The organism is Flavobacterium sp., from assembly GCF_039595935.1.
GTDB lineage: Bacteria > Bacteroidota > Bacteroidia > Flavobacteriales > Flavobacteriaceae > Flavobacterium.
Genome location: NZ_JBCNKR010000004.1, coordinates 1,067,341 through 1,086,598, shown reverse-complemented (window position 1 = coordinate 1,086,598; position 19,258 = coordinate 1,067,341). Strand labels below are relative to the sequence as shown.

The following is a 19,258-nucleotide window of genomic DNA, read 5'->3' as shown; positions in this document are numbered from 1 at the left end:
TGTGTTAGAAACGAGTTTCTTTTTAGTATTCTTTTATACAATTAAAATCTATGTTTCTATGTGTTTAATAAATCCTTCACAAAAAACGAACTAAATGAAAATCAAAAATATTTGCTGTTTAGGCGCCGGTTATGTAGGCGGACCCACAATGTCTGTAATAGCATTGAAATGTCCTGAAATAAAAGTGACAGTTGTAGATTTGAATCAAAATCGAATTTCGGCGTGGAATGCAGAAGATTTAGACAAACTTCCGGTTTATGAACCCGGACTGGCAGATGTTGTCCGCGAAGCAAGAGGCCGTAATTTGTTTTTTTCTACTGATGTTGACAGTGCAATCGAAGCTGCCGATATGATTTTCATCGCCGTAAATACGCCAACCAAAACGTATGGAGAAGGAAAGGGAATGGCAGCCGATTTAAAATTTGTAGAATTATGCGCCAGACAAATCGCCAGAATTGCTAAAAACGATAAAATTATAGTCGAAAAATCAACACTTCCGGTTCGTACAGCGCAGACTTTGCAGACTATTTTAGATCATACGGGAAACGGAGTAAAATTTGAAGTTCTTTCGAATCCTGAATTTTTAGCAGAAGGAACTGCGATCGAAGATTTACTGAACGCAGATCGTGTTTTAATCGGTGGAAACCAAACCGAAAGTGGCCAGAAAGCCATTCAGGCATTGGTAGATATTTATGCACACTGGCTTTCGCCGAAGCAGATTTTAACCACAAACGTTTGGTCTTCAGAATTATCAAAATTAACAGCTAATGCATTTTTGGCACAAAGAATTTCATCTATAAATGCTTTATCTGCTTTATGTGAAGTGACGGAAGCTGATGTTGATGAGGTCGCCGCAGCAATTGGAACTGACAGTAGAATTGGTTCTAAATTTCTTAAAGCTTCGGTAGGATTTGGCGGATCTTGTTTTCAAAAGGACATTTTAAATCTGGTTTATTTGTGCCGTTATTTTAATCTGCCTGAAGCAGCCGATTATTGGGAACAGGTTATTATTCTTAATGATTATCAAAAATACCGTTTTGCTAAAAATATTATCTGCTCACTTTTTAATACCGTAAGCGGAAAAAAAATAACTTTTTTAGGCTGGGCTTTCAAAAAAGATACGAATGATACCAGAGAATCTGCCGCAATTTATGTAGCCGAACATTTAATAGAAGACGGAGCCGAAATTCACGTTTACGATCCTAAAGTTTCTGAAGAACAAATTAAAACCGATATGCGCTATTTATGGGAGCTGAAAGGATTTTCTGAAGAAAAAATCAAATCAAAACTAAACCAGATTTTTGTTTATAAAACGGCTTATGAAGCGCTTGATATGGCACACGCAGCGGCAGTTTTAACCGAATGGGACGAATTTAAAACCTACAATTGGGAAACGATTTACACCAAAATGTACAAACCGGCTTTTGTTTTTGACGGACGTAATATTCTGGATTTTAAAAAATTAGCAGCAATAGGTTTTCAGGTAAAAGGAATTGGAAAATCAGGTTATTTGAGCGAAAAATTAAAAGAGGTAAATGAATTGGTCATTAGATAAAATAAAACAGCACCAGCATTTCGATAAAAGTTTAAATTTCATAAAACTGATTTCTATTGTAGGAAGTACAGAGATAGCAGTAAAACTAATAGGATTTGTATCAGGGATATTAGTCGTGAGAATGCTTCCGGTTCAGGAATATGCCCTATACACACTCGCCAATACCATGCTCGGAACTTTAGTTATGTTTACAGATTCGGGTATTTCAAATGGCGTAATGGCTTTAAGCGGAAGAGTCTGGAAAGATCAAAAAAAACTAGGCGTTGTTTTAGCCACAGGTTTAGATTTAAGAAAGAAATTTGCCTTAATCGCCTTAATAATTGCCACGCCAATCATGATTTATTTATTATTAAAAAATAACTCAGGATGGTTGTCAGCAGTTTTGATTTTTCTTTCTTTAATTCCGGCTTTTTATGCCGCTTTATCTGATTCATTATTAGAAATAACATTAAAATTACATCAGGATATTTCGAGTCTTCAGAAAAATCAATTAAGAGTGGCAATAGGAAGACTTTTTTTAATACTGGTAACGATATTTATTTTTCCCTGGACATTTGTACTCATTTTGGCTTCCGGAATTCCGCAGATGTACGGCAATTCAAAGCTAAAAATCATCAACACAAAATTCGCAGACTACAGTCAAAAACCAGATCTGGTAATTCGTAAAGAAATTTTAAGAATAGTAACCCGCATCCTGCCCAACATTATTTTTTACGCGCTATCAGGACAAATCGTAATTTGGATATTATCTGTTTTTGGCAATTCAACTGATTTGGCAAGTATAGGGGCTTTGGGCAGGTTCGCGGCGCTAATGGCTTTTTTTACCACAATATCAGGGACTTTATTTTTACCACGTTTTTCGAGATTAGAAAATGATAAGGAAACACTTCTAAAGTATTTTTGGTTTTTTCAAATGATACTTTTTCTCGCAGCTGGTTTTATCATGCTGATTGTATTTCTGTTTCCAGCTCAAATGTTATGGCTTTTAGGAGGTTCGTACAGTTCATTATCATCAGAACTTTTTTTAATAATGTTATCCAATTGTATTGGTTTAATAGCGGCAACGAGCGGTAATTTAATTGGCAGCAGAGGACATTTTTTAAATCCCGTATTCATAATTTCTTTGAATTTAGGTGCCGTAATACTAGCTTATTTTATTTGGGATTTATCAACCCTCAGAGGCATTTTGTACTACAGCATTTTTAACCAGTGTATTTCATTAACTGCTAATTATATTTTTAGTTTTTCAGTAATAATTTCTGCCAAAAAAATAGATTAAGAATTAACTCTAAACACAAGATTTGCAAACATAGCCCGCGGTTTCAACCGTGGGAACGCAAAGAAAATCCGTAATTGTTATCTCTTAATCTGCTCCCCATGGTTGAAACCACGGGCTATGTTAAAAAAAATAGAATCAAACATGAATAAATTACCAGGTCAGGGAGGTCTTACCAAAAAAATAACCGTTGCAAAAGGAAAAGTAAATCGGGAAAGATTTGCCAGAAAAGCAGCAGCAGACTTATCTCTTTTGGTATCAAAAGTCAGTAAAAGAAAAACCATTGAAATGGAAGTGGCCAGCTTTTCATCCTGTAATGATTTTCACGAACAGCTTTTATCTGTTTTATCCTTTATACGTTACGTAGGAAGACCCATAAAATGGACAATTTATTCGGACGGTTCTCATAAGCAGTCACAAATAGAGTTGCTCGAAAACAATTTTGATTTTCTAAAAGTAGACAAAGGACTAAACTGGAGTGAAATAGAATCGTTAAAAGGTTTATGCAAAGAAGAACTGGAACCTTATGAAAACTATTTAATAGATTATGCTAAAAAATTTCCGCTGGGTAAAAAACTGTTTTATTATTTAAATCATACAATAGAAAAACCCACGCTGTTTATAGATTCAGATATTTTGTTTTATGAACATGCCAATGTTTTAAAACTGATTTTAACCGAAAAACCAGCAGCAAATGGATGGTATATGCCAGATGTAAGCTGGGGTTGTCTGGACAGCCGATACAAAGCAGTAAACAGTGAACAAATTTATCAGGTAAACTCAGGATTTATATTCGCCAATTCAGCTTTTGAACATATAAAAGAATCTTTGGAATTTTTTAAAACCTACAACTTCATTTACGAATATTTTAGTGAGCAGACGGTTTATCATCATTTACTCAAAAACAATTCTTATATGCCCTTAACGCCTAAAACCTTCATTTTAGACTCAGGCGATCAATTTGATTTCTCTTATTTATTTACCCCAAAACAAATGGCCGTAAGACATTATACAGGTCCGGTTCGGCATAAAATGTGGCAGAAAAATTATAAATGGCATTTAGGCATATAAAATCAATCAGATGAAAAAAGGTATTGTTTTAGTGGCAAATTTAAAAAGTCAGTGGTACAGTGAAAATTTAATTTACTCCATCAGAAAAAGCGGTTGTGAGCTGCCCATTCGGTTAATACATTTTGGAGGAGAAAAAATCAATTCTCAATATATTTTAAAAGAAGCAGAGTTCTTAACCGTAGAAGATTTTTCAGAAGAAGCCAGAAACTTTATCCACAATCTGAGAAGTGTTTTAACAGAATGCCCAATGGGATTTTTATACCGTTTCTTAGCTTTTTTCTCAGATTGGGATGAATTTATTTATACAGATAATGACATCGTTGCCCTAATGAATTGGGAGCGTTTGTTTGAATTTTCAGAAGATTACGATTTAGTTCATGCCGATACAGAATACACCACCTGCGGTATTCACAATTACATACTTCCGGAAAAAGTAAAAGAAATTTTCGGGAGCGAAAGTTTAAATTCAGCCATTACAGCTGGACATATTTTGGTCAAAAAAAGCCAAAAAATGATTGATGATATGAATGCTGCAGTAGACTGGTTCAAACAAAATCCAGAAATTCCTAAAAAACACGATCAGTCCTTACTGCATATTGCGTCATTGATTGGAGACTGGAAAATGCTCAATTTATGCAAAGCACCATTCAACTGGCTGAGTTCATGGTCTGGAGATTACATAAATACTTTAGACTTGATTCATGCCATTCAGGGAGGATATAAACAAAATACAGAATCGTATCAATTTTGGTATTCTCAATTGTCTGAAGAAGCTCAAAAAACAATCGATAAACAATCATCATCATTTGCATTAGATGTACCTATAAGCCATTTACATTATTCAGGAAGAGGACGTCTGGGTTCAGAATCTATCGACGATTTAATGTACTCAAGCCAGACAGATAAAGAACGCATGATGAGTTTATATAAAGTGCAAAGCTCTGATTTATTTTATATTACCTATATCAGAAATCAATCGAAACGAGTAAAAAGAAGACTTAAACGCATATTAAATTTATGAATGCATCAGTTTGCACTATTTTCGAGGGACACTACCATTTTGGTGTAGCGGCACTTTCAAATTCTCTATACCAAAACGGATTTTCGGGCAATATATATGTTGGCTATCGGGGTTCGCTGCCCAAGTGGGTATTGAAAGGAGAAAAACAGCCCATCGGGAAATGGAAAGAAGCCATAACCTTAACTCCGGTGCAGGGAATAAACGTAATTTTTCTGCCCATAGTGACGAACTATAATATGGCAAATTACAAACCTGATTTTATGCTGGAACTATGGGAAGGGCCTGCAAAAGAAAATGAAGCCCTGTTTTATTTTGATCCGGATATTGTAATAAACGATTCCTGGTCGTGTTACGAACAATGGGTACATTACGGAATAGCACTTTGTGAAGATATAAATTCGCCTTTGCAGGAATTTCATCCGCGCAGACAAGGCTGGAAAACCTATTACAAACATTTTAATATCGACTTGCATTTTAAAAATGCTATTTATGTAAATGCCGGTTTTGTTGGTCTTCTTAAAAAAAATATCCATTTTTTAAAATTATGGATTCAGATGCAGGAACATATGGGACCTGCTATTGGCGGTCTGGAGAATTCTATTTTTCTAAATCAATCGTATAATTCTACGGTTTTAAAAAGAGAAGGATTTCAAATTTTTGATAAACCCGATCAGGATGCTCTAAATGCCGCCATAGAAGTTTATGAAGAACCTGTAAGTTACATTGGAAAAGAAGGAATGGGGTTTTCTAAAGGAAATTCTACAATGTCACACGGAATGGGAAGCCCGAAACCATGGAAAGCGCATCATTTACTAAGAGCAGTTCAGGGAAAAATCCCAAGAAATTCAGATGTTATTTATTGGAAATATTGCAGTTATCCCATACTGGCACATTCAAAATGGGAAATACAACGAAAAATTTTAGGTATTAAACTGGCCAAAGTCGTTGGAAGATTTTATAAAGTGTAATTTTTTTTCAAACGAATAAACAAAAATTATGATTCCAAAAACAATTCATATCTGCTGGTTTAGTGGAGAAGATTATACTCCGTTTATAAAAGAATGTATGGCAACATGGAAAGTTCATCTGCCTGAATTTGACTTACGAATATGGAATAAAGATAGTTTTGATTTTGATTCGGTTCCTTTTGTAAAAGAAGCTTTTGAAGCTAAAAAATGGGCTTTTGCTGCCGATTATATTCGTTTATATGCACTTTATACAGAAGGCGGTTTATATTTAGATTCGGATGTTAAAATATTAAAACCTTTTAAAGATGAATGGTTTGATTATGACTTTTTCAGCGCACACGAAATACATCCCGGATTATTTGAAGATGCCGGAGGAATGGAGCAGTTAAACGCCTCGTATCTGCCCAAAACAGAAGGCGAAATTATTACAGGTTTTGCTGTTCAGGGTGCTATTTTTGCTTCGGTTCCCAACCATCCGTATGTAAAAGATTGTTTAGAACAATATACCAATCTGCATTTGTTTAGCGACGACGGAACGATGAATTTAAAGAAAGTAATAATTGGTTCTGTAATAACGCCCGTTGCCGAAAAATACGGCTATACCTACCAAAACAAAAAACAGATTTTAAAAGACAATATGCTGATCCTGCCAGCTAATATAATAGTTGGAAATTCGATTTATTTAGACAGAGAATCCTACGCCATTCATTTAATAAACGGAAGTTGGAGGGGCAAAAAAGGCATTGAAAAATTCATGCATTTAGTGCGTAATCACTATCCGAGATTATTTCCGGTTGTCAATTTTATTGATAAAAGCGTTAAAAAAACCTACCGCACCTCAAAATACCTGAAAACAATTTTAACCAAAAATTAAAATTACAAGATGGAAATACTTTTCATTTGCGGTTCTGCTGAAATTGGCAATGACGGAGTAGGAGATTATACACGTCGTTTATGCGGTAAACTGATAAGATCCGGCCACCAGGCACAGATTTTATCCCTTTGTGATCATCAGGCAGTTTCTTTTACCAGTGAAATTCAGGTAGTCGAAGATATTGCCGTAACAGTTCATCGCATACCAATTGCCGCGCCAAACAAAGAACGCTTAATCTGGCTGCAGCATATTTTAAGAGAATTTGAACCCGATTGGATTTCACTACAGTATGTTCCGTATAGTTTTAATCCAAAAGGGCTGCCTTTCTGGCTTCCTTCTTATTTAAAAAAAATCAGAGGAAATCATAAATGGCATATTATGTTTCATGAATTATGGCTGGGTATTGACAGTGAATCTTCTATAAAACACAAATGCATTGGAAAATTACAGCAGGTAATCGCCAAAAAAATAGTACATAATACCAAAACTCATTTTATAAATACACAAAATAAATTATACCAGTTTTTTCTTCAGTCTCATAATATTCACGCCGAAATTCTGCCTATTTGCGGCAACATACCTTTAACAGCAGAAAAAAAAGAATCGGGAGAATTTGTTCAGTTTGTTTTGTTTGGCAGCATTCATAACGGAGCGCCTTTTGAAGATTTTATTAAAGATTTAGTCAGCATTTCGAATCGATTTGACAAACCTTTAAAGTTTGTTTTTATCGGAAAAAATGGCCCTGAACTGGTTAAGTATACCGCAATATTAGACAATCATAATGTGGCTTACGAAATTCTGGGCGTTCAGTCAGAAAAAGTAATTTCGCAGGTATTGAAAGACAGCGATTTCGGAATATCAACAACGCCTTATTTTCAAACAGAAAAAAGCGGTGTTTTTGCAGCTTATAGAGAACATCAGATAAATACAATTTGTGTTTCACGCCAATGGACACCAAAAAAAGGACAGTATGTAATTCCGCAGATTATTAAATACGAAAAAAATAATCTGAACATAACACCAATGAAGGTTGAGGTTTCAGACTTAAATAACATTGCCGCACAGTTTATTAATTCAATTTCTGTATGATGAAATTACTGGTATCTCATCCCACTTTAAATGCGAATTCAAAAAATCTCGTAGACGGACTTTTGAAAGATAAACTGCTTTTTAAATTATTTACTTCAATTGCGATTTTTCCGGGGCAACTTTTGTACAAATTAGGAAATACACCAAAACTAAAAGATTTAAAACGAAGAAGTTTAGATCAGAAATGGCAGCCGTACACAAAATCCAAATCTTTTTTTGAGTTCGGACGTTTACTGACCTCAAAGTTTAAGTTAGATTTTTTGATAACACACGAAAAAGGATTTTTCTGCATTGACAAAGTATATGAGAAACATGATAAATGGGTGGCAGATAATTTAGCCAAAGCCAAAAACGAAGGGCTTTTAGGCGTTTATGCATACGAAGATGGCGCATTATCAACTTTTAAACAAGCCAAACAATTAGGGCTTTATTGTATTTATGATCTTCCTATTGGATATTGGAAAAGCGCCCGTTTATTAATGCAGAAAGAATTTGATATAAATCCGGCCTGGTCAGATACGCTTATTGGTTTTAATGATTCACCGGAAAAATTACATAAAAAAGATCAGGAATTAGCTTTGGCTGATGTGATATTTGCCGCCAGCAGTTTTACCAAAAAAACATTAGAAGATTATAACGGAAACCTGCCGGAAATAAAAGTAATTCCGTATGGTTTTCCAGAAGTGACAAGAACAAAAAACTACGAACCGCTCACAAACCGAAAACTCAAAATTTTATTTATAGGCGGATTATCACAGCGAAAAGGTATTTCGTATTTATTTGAAGCAATAGAAGAAATGCCGGATGAAGTTGAATTAACCGTTGTAGGCAATAAAGCAATATCAGACTGCAATGCGTTAAATCAGGCTTTAGAAACACATAATTGGATTCCGTCATTATCGCACAATGAAGTTTTAGATTGTATGTACGATCATGATGTATTTGTTTTTCCGTCTCTTTTTGAAGGTTTTGGTTTGGTAATTACAGAAGCCATGTCGCAGGGAATTCCGGTTATAACCACCAATCGTACCGCAGGACCTGATTTAATAGAAAACGGAGTCGACGGATGGATTGTTCAGGCCGGATCTTCAAAAGCAATAAAAGAGGTAATTATCAAAATATTGGAAAAGCCGGAAATGCTAAAACAATTTGGACTTGCCGCTCAAAAAAAAGCTAAAACAAGACCATGGTCTGTTTACGGACAGGAAATGGCTGATGCACTTTCTTCTCTAAAGATTTTGTAAAAGATTAGAAATAATGGAAACAAAAATAAATCAGGAACAAGACTACAAATCCTTAAAAATAGCCATTTGGCTGTATTTTCTGCTTTGGATTTTTGAAGGCGCTCTCCGCAAATGGATTCTTCCAGGTTTGGCGACACCATTATTGATTGTACGCGACCCAATTGCTATTTTTATAATTCTGAGAGCTTTTTATCTCAACGTAAAATTCATAAACGGTTATGTAGTTTTAAGTTCCATTTTCACCTTATTGGGTTTAGCCATTACACTGACTTTTGGACACGGAAATCTATTTGTAGGGCTTTACGGCGCACGAATTATGTTAATTCATTTTCCGTTGATTTTTATAATTGGAACTGTTTTTACAAAAGAAGATATTCTCAAAACAGGACGTGTAATGCTGGTCGTGAATATTTTGATGACTTTGATCATTTATTTGCAATTTACAAGTCCGCAGACGGCTTTTGTAAATATTGGTTTGGGAGGAGAAGGAAGCGCCGGATTTGATGGCGCGATGGGGTATTTTCGGCCCTCGGGAACTTTTTCATTTACAACAGGATTATCTGCTTTTTACATTTTAGCCTCGGTATTTGTATTTTACTTTTGGCTTTCAAAAGAAACCTGCTCAAAGATTTTACTTATTTCCAGTACGATAGCCTTATTAATTGCACTGCCGTTAACTGTAAGCAGAACAGCAGTTTTAGGTGTTTTACTAGTTGGTTTTTTTGCCTTTATGGGTTCTTCAACCAGTATAAAATCAATAATCAGGCTGGTGTCGACAGCAGTTGTAGTTGTGATTTTGTTTGCTGTTTTACAAAAAACAACCACCATTTTTAATTTAGGAACTCAGGTTTTTATGAGCCGTGTAGATACCGCAAAAGGTCAGGAAGGAGGATCTATCGTAATGCGAACCCTAAACGGATTTACAGAACCCATAACCACATTATTAAACGCGCCTTTATTTGAAGGAAATCTGGGAATGGGAACCAATGCCGGAGCTCAGATGTTAACCGGACAGAGAAAATTTTTAGTTTCAGAAGGAGAATTAAATCGTGTAGGAGGAGAACAGGGACTTATTTTAGGCGGAGGACTTATTGTTTTAAGATTAGTTTTGGCATTTGGCGTATTTTATAATTCTTTAAAACTGCCTAACAGCTTAAAATTGCTGCCTTTAACATTTTGCGGAACCGCTCTGTTTTTAATCACACAAGGACAATGGGCTCAGCCGAGTATGCTGGGCTGCGCTGTAATAGCGACAGGATTATTAATAGCAGGTTTAAATGTTAAACTGAAAACAGAATAGTATGAAAATCGTACTTTTTACTCATCCTTCTTTTTTGCACCATCAAAGTATGCCGCGCTATGCCAATATGCTGCTAAATGGGATGAAAGAAAGAGGGCATGAAGTAGTGGTCTGGAGTCCCAAAGCAAGGTTCTATAAACTGCCTTTGATTAAATCTTTTAAAAAATGGCTTGGTTATATCGATCAGTATTTTGTTTTTCCTATTGAAGTAAAAATGAAACTGAGAAATTCATCAAAAGACACACTTTTTGTATTTGCAGATCAGGCGCTTGGCCCTTGGGTTCCGTTGGTTAAAAACAGAAAACACGTAGTACACTGCCATGATTTTTTAGCTTTAAAATCAGCTTTGGGAATGGTGCCGGAAAATCCGGTATCGTTTACAGGAAAACTATATCAGACTTATATAAGAAAAGGATTTTCTAAAGGGAAAAATTTTATTTCAATTTCCAAAAAAACACGTCGCGATTTGCATACGCTTCATTTAGGAAAAATAACCAATTCAGTTGTATGTTATAATGGTTTAAGCCGTCCGTTTGTTTCATTACCCAGACAATCATCAAGAAGTTTATTAGAAAACAAACTCAATATACTTTTATCACAAGGTTACATTATGCACATTGGCGGTAATCAGTATTACAAAAACCGAAAAGGTGTACTTGAAATTTATGAAACCTGGCGAAGCCGATACAATACTCCAATTCCGTTAGTTTTAATTGGAGAAGAACCTTCACACGATCTGGCAGTTTTACATAAAAAATCACCTTTTAAAGACGATATACATTTTGTAAACAATCTTTCAGATGAAGATATAAATAATGCCTATTCAGGAGCCATCTGCTTATTATTTCCTTCTCTGGATGAAGGTTTTGGATGGCCAATTATTGAAGCTATGGCTTCCGGCTGTCCGGTTATAACTACGAATAAACCGCCAATGAACGAAGTAGGTGGAATTGCCGCTTTTTACATTGAAAAAAGACCCGTTGATAATGCCCTTTGGCTAAAATGGAAAGAAGATGGGGCAAAAACCCTTGAAAAAGTATTGCGGTTAAACAGATTACAGCAAACAGAAACTATCGAACGGTCTTTTACACAGTCGCAAAAATTTACGACCGAATATTCTTTAAACGCTATAGAAGTGATTTACAAAGAACTTAATCAAATAGTATGAAAGTAATTCATTTTATAGCGGGAATTGATAAAGGCGGAGGAGGAACTACTGAGTACATGCGGTTATTGAGTACGGCGCTGCAAAAACACATGGAAATTGTCGTAGCAGCAAAAATAACTTCTAATCCCATAGATATTCCGAATGTAAGAATCAAATTTTTTAAAACCAGCGTTTTAAGATGGTTTAAAATGCTGAAAGAGTTTCGGAAATTTTTACTTGCCGAAAAACCCGACATAGTGCATATCAACGGAATATGGAGTCCACAAAACTGGGGGTTTCAAAAAAAAGCGCAGGAACTGGGAATTAAAGTCATAATTTCTCCTCACGGAATGCTGGAACCCTGGATAATGTCGCGGAATTCATGGAAAAAAAAACTCGGTATGTTTCTGTATCAGGAAAAAGCCATTCAGGAAGCAGAATTCCTGCACACGACCGCAGAAATGGAAGCCTTAAATATTCAGTATCTCGGTTTCAAACCTCCCATACATATTATTCCAAATGGTGTTGATTTGAATGATATAAAAGGAGTTAAGGAACATTACGGAACTAAAAAAATGGTTTTCTTATCCCGAATTCATCCTAAAAAAGGCATCGAATTATTATTAGAAGCCTGGCGTAATTGCAATACCGACGGATGGCTTCTCGAAATTGCAGGAAATGGAGATGAAAACTACATTTCTGTTTTAAGAAAAAGTGCCCGCAATTTGGGCAATGTAAATTTTGTAGGAGCAAAATATGGCAATGAAAAATGGAATTTTTTGCGATCAGCAGATGTAATGATCTTGCCTACTCACAGTGAAAATTTCGGGATTGTTATTGCCGAAGCGCTTGCTTTAGGTGTTCCTGTAATCACCACACAAGGCACGCCATGGGAAGATTTAGAAATTCATGAATGCGGCTGGTGGATTAGTTTATCGGTATCAAATCTGCAGAACATAATCGAAGAAGTAATGCATACTTCTCCAGCTGAACTTGAAGATATGGGACTTAAAGGAAGAAAACTGGTTGCCGAAAAATATGAGATAAAAGCCGTTGCCAGCCAAATGAACGATTTGTACAAAGAAATACTAAATAACCCGTTAGGCTTAATTCAAAAAAATAATATTTAACGCATAACGGGTTTTAAATAAAAACTATTTTGGATTTATCAACTTATAGTCATTCCTTCAGTTTAAAAAACAAAATTTCGAGACTGATCTGGAATTTTGCAAGGCTGATTCTGTTTCGTCCCTTTGCTTCCCGTTTATTTAAAAAATGGAGAGTTTTGGTTCTAAAATGTTTTGGTGCAAAAGTAGACTGGACTGCGCATGTATATGCCTCAGTAAAAATATGGGCTCCGTGGAATTTAGAAATTGGTAAAAATTCAAGTTTAGGACCTCAGGTTGATTGCTACAATCAAGGAAAAATAAGCATTGGCGACAATACTATAATTTCTCAAAAAACGTATTTGTGTGCCTCAACTCACGATTATACCCAAAAAGATTTCCCTTTACTATTAAAACCCATTACAATTGGAAACGGAGTCTGGATCGCTGCCGACGCTTTTATTGCGCCCGGAGTTTCAATCGAAAACCATTCTGTTATAGCAGCACGCTCCGTAGTGATTAAACATGTCGAAGAAAATGCCATTGTAGGAGGAAATCCATCCAAACTCATAAAATTTAGAAGCTTTGAATAAAATTCCCATTTCCGTAATCGTTTCTGTAAAAAACGAAGCGCAAAATTTACCCTCCTGTCTGGATAAATTAAAGCGATTTTCTCAAGTAATTGTAGTTGATTCAGGAAGTACCGATGATACCATAACTATTGCCAAAGCTATGGGAGCTGAAGTATTACAGTTTAACTGGAATGGCAAATTTCCCAAAAAACGCAATTGGACACTGCAAAACGCCAATCTGCAAAACGAATGGATTTTGTTTCTCGATGCCGATGAATTTATAACCGATGAATTTGCATCAGAAATAGAACAAAAAATAAAAGATCCGGCTTACAATGGTTTTACAATTCGGTTTGAAAACTATTTTATGGGCAGAAAACTCAAGTATGGATATGAATTTCAGAAATCGGCACTTTTTAGAAAATCCAAAGGCGCTTACGAAAAAATCGATGAAGATTTATGGAGTCATCTCGATATGGAAGTACATGAACGTCCTATAATTGAAGGCAAAGTGGGCGTTATTAAAGCAAAAGTGGTTCATAAAGATTTTAAAAGTTTAGAACATTATATAGACAAACACAACGCTTATTCGACCTGGGAAGCTCAACGATATTTGCAGCTAAAAAAATCTAAAAACACTTTTTTGTCCTTCAATCAAAAAATCAAATACGGACTTCTTAATACGGGTTTGCTTCCGGTGGTTTACTTTTTTGGCGCTTACTTTTTAAAACTGGGTTTTTTAGACGGAAAAGAAGGATTTTATCTGGCGCGTTTTAAGTCACATTACTTTTTTCAGATTCAAACCAAAATTGATTTAATCAAAAATAAATAGAATTACGATGAAAAGAATATTGATAACGGGAGGAGCCGGTTTTGTAGGTTCACATTTATGCAAGCGATTATTAAACGAAGGCAACGAAGTAATTTGTCTGGATAATTATTTTACGGGCGCCAAATCTAATATTATAGATTTACTGGATCATCCGTATTTTGAAATGGTCAGACATGACATCACGGAGCCGTATTATGCTGAGGTCGACGAAATTTACAATTTAGCTTGTCCGGCCTCTCCGGTACATTATCAGTACAATCCCATCAAAACCATCAAAACCTCGGTTATGGGAGCCATAAATGTATTAGGATTAGCAAAACGTGTTAAGGCAAAAGTGCTTCAGGCCAGTACCAGTGAGGTTTACGGAGATCCGCTTGTACATCCGCAGACCGAAAATTATTGGGGGCACGTAAATCCAATTGGTATTCGTTCTTGTTATGACGAAGGAAAACGCTGTGCCGAAACTTTGTTTATGGATTATCACAATCAAAATAAAGTGGCCATTAAAATCATCCGCATTTTTAATACGTATGGACCTAATATGAACCCGTCTGATGGGAGAGTGGTTTCTAACTTTATTGTGCAGGCCTTGCAGGGAAAAGACATTACCGTTTTTGGCGATGGTTTACAAACCCGTTCTTTTCAATATGTTGATGATTTAGTCGAAGGCATGATTCGAATGATGAATTCAGATCGTGGTTTTCTGGGGCCGGTAAACTTAGGAAACCCAAATGAGTTTACGATGCTCGAACTCGCTCAGGCGATTATTGAACTGACAGATTCTAAATCAAAAATTATTCATCTGGGTTTACCGCAGGATGATCCTAAACAAAGACAGCCGGATATTTCTCTGGCAAAAGAAAAACTAAATGGCTGGGAACCGAAAATACAGTTGCGGGAAGGTTTAGTTTCGACCATAAATTATTTCGACAAATTATTGTTAGAAAAGCACAAAGCAACATTCTTACAAAAACTATAATTTATTATAACAATGATTTTCTTCTCTATTTCCTTATTCAGGAAATTGTTCAACAATTTTTAGGTTAAAACTTTGATTTTTAATGGTTTTAACGACAATTGTGGTGCTTCGTCGAGAACTTTTTTTAGTGGAGTTCTTTTGTGTTAGATTTATATTGAAATTATGTAAAATTTTTATCTTAAAATATAATTATTATGAGAATTACCATAATCACAGTTTGTTACAATCGTAAGGCAACTATCGAAAAAGCCATCAAAAGTGTCTTAGCACAAAACTATCATGATATTGAATATATTATTATTGATGGCAATTCTACAGATGGTACAAAAGAAATAATAGAATCTTATAGAGACAAAATTTCCAAATATATTTCAGAACCAGATAAAGGCATGTATGACGCAATCAATAAAGGATTTCAGTTAGCAACCGGAGACGTAATTGGTTTAATGCATTCTGATGATGAGTTTTTTGACCGAAAAGCCGTTACAAGAATTGCCGCACGTTTTGAGTATTAACCCAATATTGACGGCGTTTACGGTGATGGCGTTTATGTTTCGAATGATAAAAATGAACGTCTTATACGCGATAGAATAGGCGGTTTTTTTAGCCTTAAAAGAATAAAAGCAGGCTGGCTTCCATTGCATCCAACCGTTTATTTAAAAAAATCGGTGATTGATCAGCATGGTTTATACAATCTGGATTTTAAAATTGCTTCAGACACAGAATTCCTTCTTCGTTATTTATACAAGTACAAAATCAATATGAGTTACATCGATGCCTATATCGTGAGAATGCGAATGGGAGGAATGAGTACCAGTTTTAAGCGTGCTTTTGAAGTTTTATATGAAGATTACAAGATTTATAAGTTTCATGGTTTGGCCGCAATAGTAGTTGTCTTTCTTAAAAAATCAATCGCTTTGAGGCAGTATATAGTCCATTAAAATTAAGATTCATGGGTTGAGAGTATGTTTGGTTTGAATAGAATTTAAAGGAATTAAATAACACTAAAATAGACTACGATGAAAATGAAAATTACTTCCCTGCCGATAATTTTATTGCTTTTAGTGATATTTCAGTCTTGCACTACCAAGAAAGAAATGCTGTATTTACAAGATTTAGATATGTATTCAAATTCTAATTTAAACTACGCATCTCCTAAAATACAGCCCAACGATATTTTAAAAATTGATATTGGAGATATTAACCCTCTCGTAGCAGCTCCTTTTAATATTAATAACTCTTCTACCGGCGGGCAAACATCGGTAGAAATGATGAAATTAACCGGTTATCTGGTTACTCCGCAGGGTAATATTACCATGCCCATTTTAAATGAAGTTAAAGTAGGAGGTTTAACACCAGCCAATGCCGAAGTTAAAATAAAAGAACGTTTGGTAAGCGAAGGTTATTTGGTAAATCCTACAGTACAGGTGAGAGTGCTCAATAATAAATTTACCATTTTAGGAGAAGTAAATTCTCCGGGAGTAATTCCTTTTAGCGAAGAATCTATCAGCTTGCTCGACGCCATTGGGCTGGCCAAAGATTTAACCTACTCTGCTATTAGAAAAGATATTCAGCTCATTAGAGAAGTAGATGGAAAACGAATGGTGTATCACATCGATTTAACCACTGCTTCGTGGATGTCGAATCCTAATTTTAGAATCAGACAAAATGATGTTATTGTGGTTACGCCAAACAAATTAAAAGTAAACAGCGGCGGTTTAATAAAAGACCCAATTCAGGTGTTAGGAATAACGGCATCTCTTTTAGCAGTTGTTTTACTGATCGCACAATAATAGAATTTAAAACAGTATTTCAGGAATAAAATTCTGAAGTACGATTAGAGTTAATAACCCGATTGTATATAATAAATTTAATAGGTTATGGATTTTAAAAAAGAATTTCTAAAGTATCTTCGTTACTGGCCGTGGTTTTTGCTCAGCCTGATTTTGTGTGTTGGCGCAGCCTATATTTTTATCAAAATAGTACCGCCAAAATATCAAACATCAGCCTTGATTTTTATTGATAAAAAGCAAGAAGATAAAAACAAAATCATTACTATTAGTACAGATCAAAAAAGTAATGAAGCGAATTTAGATGATGAAATCAGACTTATTACTTCTAATGAATTTTTACTGGGCATTGTAAAAAGGCTGAACTTAACAGCCAGCTACTTTGAAAAAGTATATACCACGCAGAATAATACTGTAAACGAAGTTCCGTTTGTTTTACAGCTTATCGTTTCTAAAGATTCTTTACCTCAGGTTTCGTATGAAATTAAAGTAGACAAAACAGGATTTACCATAACCGATCCTGCTGCCGAGAAAAAATTTAAAGTAAACGGATACAAAGGTGATGAAGCTGTTCCCGGACTGCCATTTAAAATCAGATTATCATCAAAAGCAAAAAAAAATCCATCGTATTATTTTGATAATGAATACAAAGTGAATTTTGAACCTACAGATATAGCTTTAAAAAACCTGAAATCTTCGCTTATTGTTTTATCTGATGAAAAATCAAAAGGAACAATTGAACTAAACCATATTGGTTCTGATCCGGTACGTTCCAGAAAAATTTTAAATGAAATTATCGTTCAGCTTGATAAAAGCATTGTAATAAATAAACAAAAAACATTTACCAATACAGTTGCTTATTTAAAACAAAGAATAAAAAGTTTTGCCAGAGAAAAAGATTCTATCGAAAGTGTAAAAGAAAGATATTTACAAAGCAACGACATTGGCGCAATGGACAATTATGTTGCCGAAAAAACAGCCGACAGAAGCCAGAAAAATGAAAGTGCAATGCTTAATGAAAGACAAATTGCACTGGCCAGTTTTGCACTAAACGACATCAGAAAATCAGATCCGGGACAAGCTTTGGGAACCAATTATAATTTAGAATCGGCAATAGTAAACCAGATGCTTCTAAATTATAATGCAAAACTCATGGATAGCGAATTGATCCTGCAGAGAGCACAAAAAAACAATCCGGCTTACATAAGTTTGATGACGCAATTAAAGGTTCAAAAACAAGAAATACTGAATTCGTTAGAAGGTTATTTAAACTTTTTAAATCAAAATAATATCGCAAACAAATCAGAAGAAAGCATTGCGGCTTCAAAAATTAAAAACATTCCTACTCAGGATAAAATATTGGGAAACATCAATAGCAACCTGAGTATGAAAGAAGAAACGTATGTGGCTTTATTGCAGAAAAAAGAAGAAGCCGTTTTGAATGGCGCTATTTTAGAATCGAATTTAAAAACCTTAAACGCACCCGAAACCAATTATTCAGCCATTTTTCCACAGCCTAAGTCATTTATGCTTGGAGCATTTTTGTTTGGATTATTATTTCCTTTTGGAATTATTTATGCCCGTTTATATTTTGACACCAAAATACATAATGAAGAAGACATTCAAAAAATAATTGCCAATATTCCAATTTTAGGACATATTCCAAAAATAAATACAAACGAAAAATTAGAAAATTCAGCCACTTCACATTCTTTAATTGCCGAAGCCACGCGTACTTTGGTTTCAAACGTGCGTTATTTACTTCACAAGAAAAAAGAAGACAAAGGAAACATCATATTGTTTACTTCTTCGATTCAGGGAGAAGGAAAATCTTTTTGTGCTTTTCATAATGCTGTAACAATCAGTAATCTCAATAAAAAAGTACTCTTAATTGGTGTTGATTTAAGAAATCCGCAGCTACACGAATATTTTAATATTGATAAAAATGTTTTAGGACTGACTAATTATTTGTCCAATAAAAATGATGACTGGAAAGGTTTTCTGCAAAAAGACACCAGTTATTCTAAAAATCTGGATATACTGTTTGCCGGAGAAGTGCCGCCAAATCCGTCACAATTAATTACCAATTCTAATTTTGAAGTGCTGATTGAAGAAGCAAAAGAACTCTATGATTTTATAATACTAGATACAGCTCCAGTCCAGATTGTATCAGACACGCTCAATTTCAGTCATCTGGCTGATGTTACGGTATTCGTAGTAAAATATGATTATACCGATAAAAATAATCTGGCCCACGTAAGCAATTTTATTAAAAAAGATCAATTAAAAAACGTTGGAATTCTTATTAATGCAGTGAATATGAAAACCGCTTACGGTTACGGCTACGGACAAAACTATAGTTATCAGTATCAGGAAGTAAAAGCCAAGAGACCCTGGTACAAAAGAAATCTGGGATTAAAAGAAGCATAAAGCG

At 35.0% G+C, this 19,258-nt stretch carries 18 protein-coding genes; all 18 read left to right on the top strand.

From position 1 onward, the window contains the following. The first annotated feature begins 94 nt into the window (after positions 1 to 94). The 18 genes from ABDW27_RS04700 to ABDW27_RS04615 all read left to right on the top strand — a co-directional run bounded on the left by ABDW27_RS04700 (position 95) and on the right by ABDW27_RS04615 (position 19,254). Positions 95 to 1,555, top strand: coding sequence for a UDP-glucose 6-dehydrogenase (locus ABDW27_RS04700; protein WP_343694805.1), 1,461 nt, complete (start codon positions 95 to 97; stop codon positions 1,553 to 1,555). Next, positions 1,536 to 2,834: a polysaccharide biosynthesis protein gene (locus ABDW27_RS04695; RefSeq protein ID WP_343694804.1), complete on the top strand. Its 1,299-nt coding sequence runs from the start codon at positions 1,536 to 1,538 to the stop codon at positions 2,832 to 2,834. The genes ABDW27_RS04700 and ABDW27_RS04695 overlap by 20 nt, the downstream gene beginning before the upstream one ends. A gap of 117 nt (positions 2,835 to 2,951) precedes the next feature. After that, positions 2,952 to 3,902: a hypothetical protein gene (locus ABDW27_RS04690; RefSeq protein WP_343694803.1), complete on the top strand. Its 951-nt coding sequence runs from the start codon at positions 2,952 to 2,954 to the stop codon at positions 3,900 to 3,902. 10 nt (positions 3,903 to 3,912) lie between these two features. Next, positions 3,913 to 4,923 (top strand): hypothetical protein, encoded by a 1,011-nt coding sequence (locus tag ABDW27_RS04685; RefSeq protein ID WP_343694802.1) that lies wholly within the window; start codon positions 3,913 to 3,915, stop codon positions 4,921 to 4,923. Then, positions 4,920 to 5,891 carry a hypothetical protein gene (locus ABDW27_RS04680; protein ID WP_343694801.1) on the top strand — a complete coding sequence of 324 codons (972 nt, stop codon included), beginning with the start codon at positions 4,920 to 4,922 and terminating at the stop codon, positions 5,889 to 5,891. The genes ABDW27_RS04685 and ABDW27_RS04680 overlap by 4 nt, the downstream gene beginning before the upstream one ends. Positions 5,892 to 5,919: 28 nt before the next feature. Continuing rightward, positions 5,920 to 6,765: a glycosyltransferase gene (locus tag ABDW27_RS04675; RefSeq protein ID WP_343694800.1), complete on the top strand. Its 846-nt coding sequence runs from the start codon at positions 5,920 to 5,922 to the stop codon at positions 6,763 to 6,765. Between the two features lie 9 nt (positions 6,766 to 6,774). Further along, positions 6,775 to 7,854 (top strand): glycosyltransferase, encoded by a 1,080-nt coding sequence (locus ABDW27_RS04670; RefSeq protein ID WP_343694799.1) that lies wholly within the window; start codon positions 6,775 to 6,777, stop codon positions 7,852 to 7,854. Beyond that, positions 7,851 to 9,098 (top strand): glycosyltransferase family 4 protein, encoded by a 1,248-nt coding sequence (locus ABDW27_RS04665; protein ID WP_343694798.1) that lies wholly within the window; start codon positions 7,851 to 7,853, stop codon positions 9,096 to 9,098. The genes ABDW27_RS04670 and ABDW27_RS04665 overlap by 4 nt, the downstream gene beginning before the upstream one ends. Positions 9,099 to 9,111: 13 nt before the next feature. Further along, positions 9,112 to 10,398 carry a hypothetical protein gene (locus ABDW27_RS04660; protein ID WP_343694797.1) on the top strand — a complete coding sequence of 429 codons (1,287 nt, stop codon included), beginning with the start codon at positions 9,112 to 9,114 and terminating at the stop codon, positions 10,396 to 10,398. A 1-nt stretch (position 10,399) separates the two neighbouring features. Further along, a complete protein-coding gene (locus ABDW27_RS04655) occupies positions 10,400 to 11,566 on the top strand; it encodes a glycosyltransferase (protein WP_343694796.1) in 1,167 nt (388 codons plus the stop codon). After that, positions 11,563 to 12,675, top strand: a complete 1,113-nt coding sequence (locus ABDW27_RS04650; RefSeq protein ID WP_343694795.1) for a glycosyltransferase — start codon at positions 11,563 to 11,565, stop codon at positions 12,673 to 12,675. The genes ABDW27_RS04655 and ABDW27_RS04650 overlap by 4 nt, the downstream gene beginning before the upstream one ends. 29 nt (positions 12,676 to 12,704) lie before the next feature. Further along, a complete protein-coding gene (locus tag ABDW27_RS04645; protein WP_343694794.1) occupies positions 12,705 to 13,244 on the top strand; it encodes a putative colanic acid biosynthesis acetyltransferase in 540 nt (179 codons plus the stop codon). Continuing rightward, entirely contained in the window at positions 13,237 to 14,055 is an 819-nt protein-coding gene (locus tag ABDW27_RS04640) for a glycosyltransferase family 2 protein (protein WP_343694793.1), read from the top strand. Before ABDW27_RS04645 ends, ABDW27_RS04640 begins: the two co-directional genes overlap by 8 nt. 7 nt (positions 14,056 to 14,062) lie before the next feature. Further along, a complete protein-coding gene (locus ABDW27_RS04635; RefSeq protein WP_343694792.1) occupies positions 14,063 to 15,034 on the top strand; it encodes a UDP-glucuronic acid decarboxylase family protein in 972 nt (323 codons plus the stop codon). A 194-nt stretch (positions 15,035 to 15,228) separates the two neighbouring features. Beyond that, positions 15,229 to 15,549, top strand: a complete 321-nt coding sequence (locus tag ABDW27_RS04630) for a glycosyltransferase (protein WP_343694791.1) — start codon at positions 15,229 to 15,231, stop codon at positions 15,547 to 15,549. A gap of 153 nt (positions 15,550 to 15,702) precedes the next feature. Next, positions 15,703 to 15,975 carry a hypothetical protein gene (locus ABDW27_RS04625; protein WP_343694790.1) on the top strand — a complete coding sequence of 91 codons (273 nt, stop codon included), beginning with the start codon at positions 15,703 to 15,705 and terminating at the stop codon, positions 15,973 to 15,975. Between the two features lie 78 nt (positions 15,976 to 16,053). Then, positions 16,054 to 16,827, top strand: coding sequence for a polysaccharide biosynthesis/export family protein (locus tag ABDW27_RS04620; protein WP_343694789.1), 774 nt, complete (start codon positions 16,054 to 16,056; stop codon positions 16,825 to 16,827). Positions 16,828 to 16,914: 87 nt separating this feature from the next. Next, the gene (locus ABDW27_RS04615; RefSeq protein WP_343694788.1) at positions 16,915 to 19,254 is read left to right on the top strand and encodes a polysaccharide biosynthesis tyrosine autokinase; all 2,340 of its coding nucleotides are present in this window, start codon (positions 16,915 to 16,917) and stop codon (positions 19,252 to 19,254) included. Positions 19,255 to 19,258 lie beyond the last annotated feature (4 nt).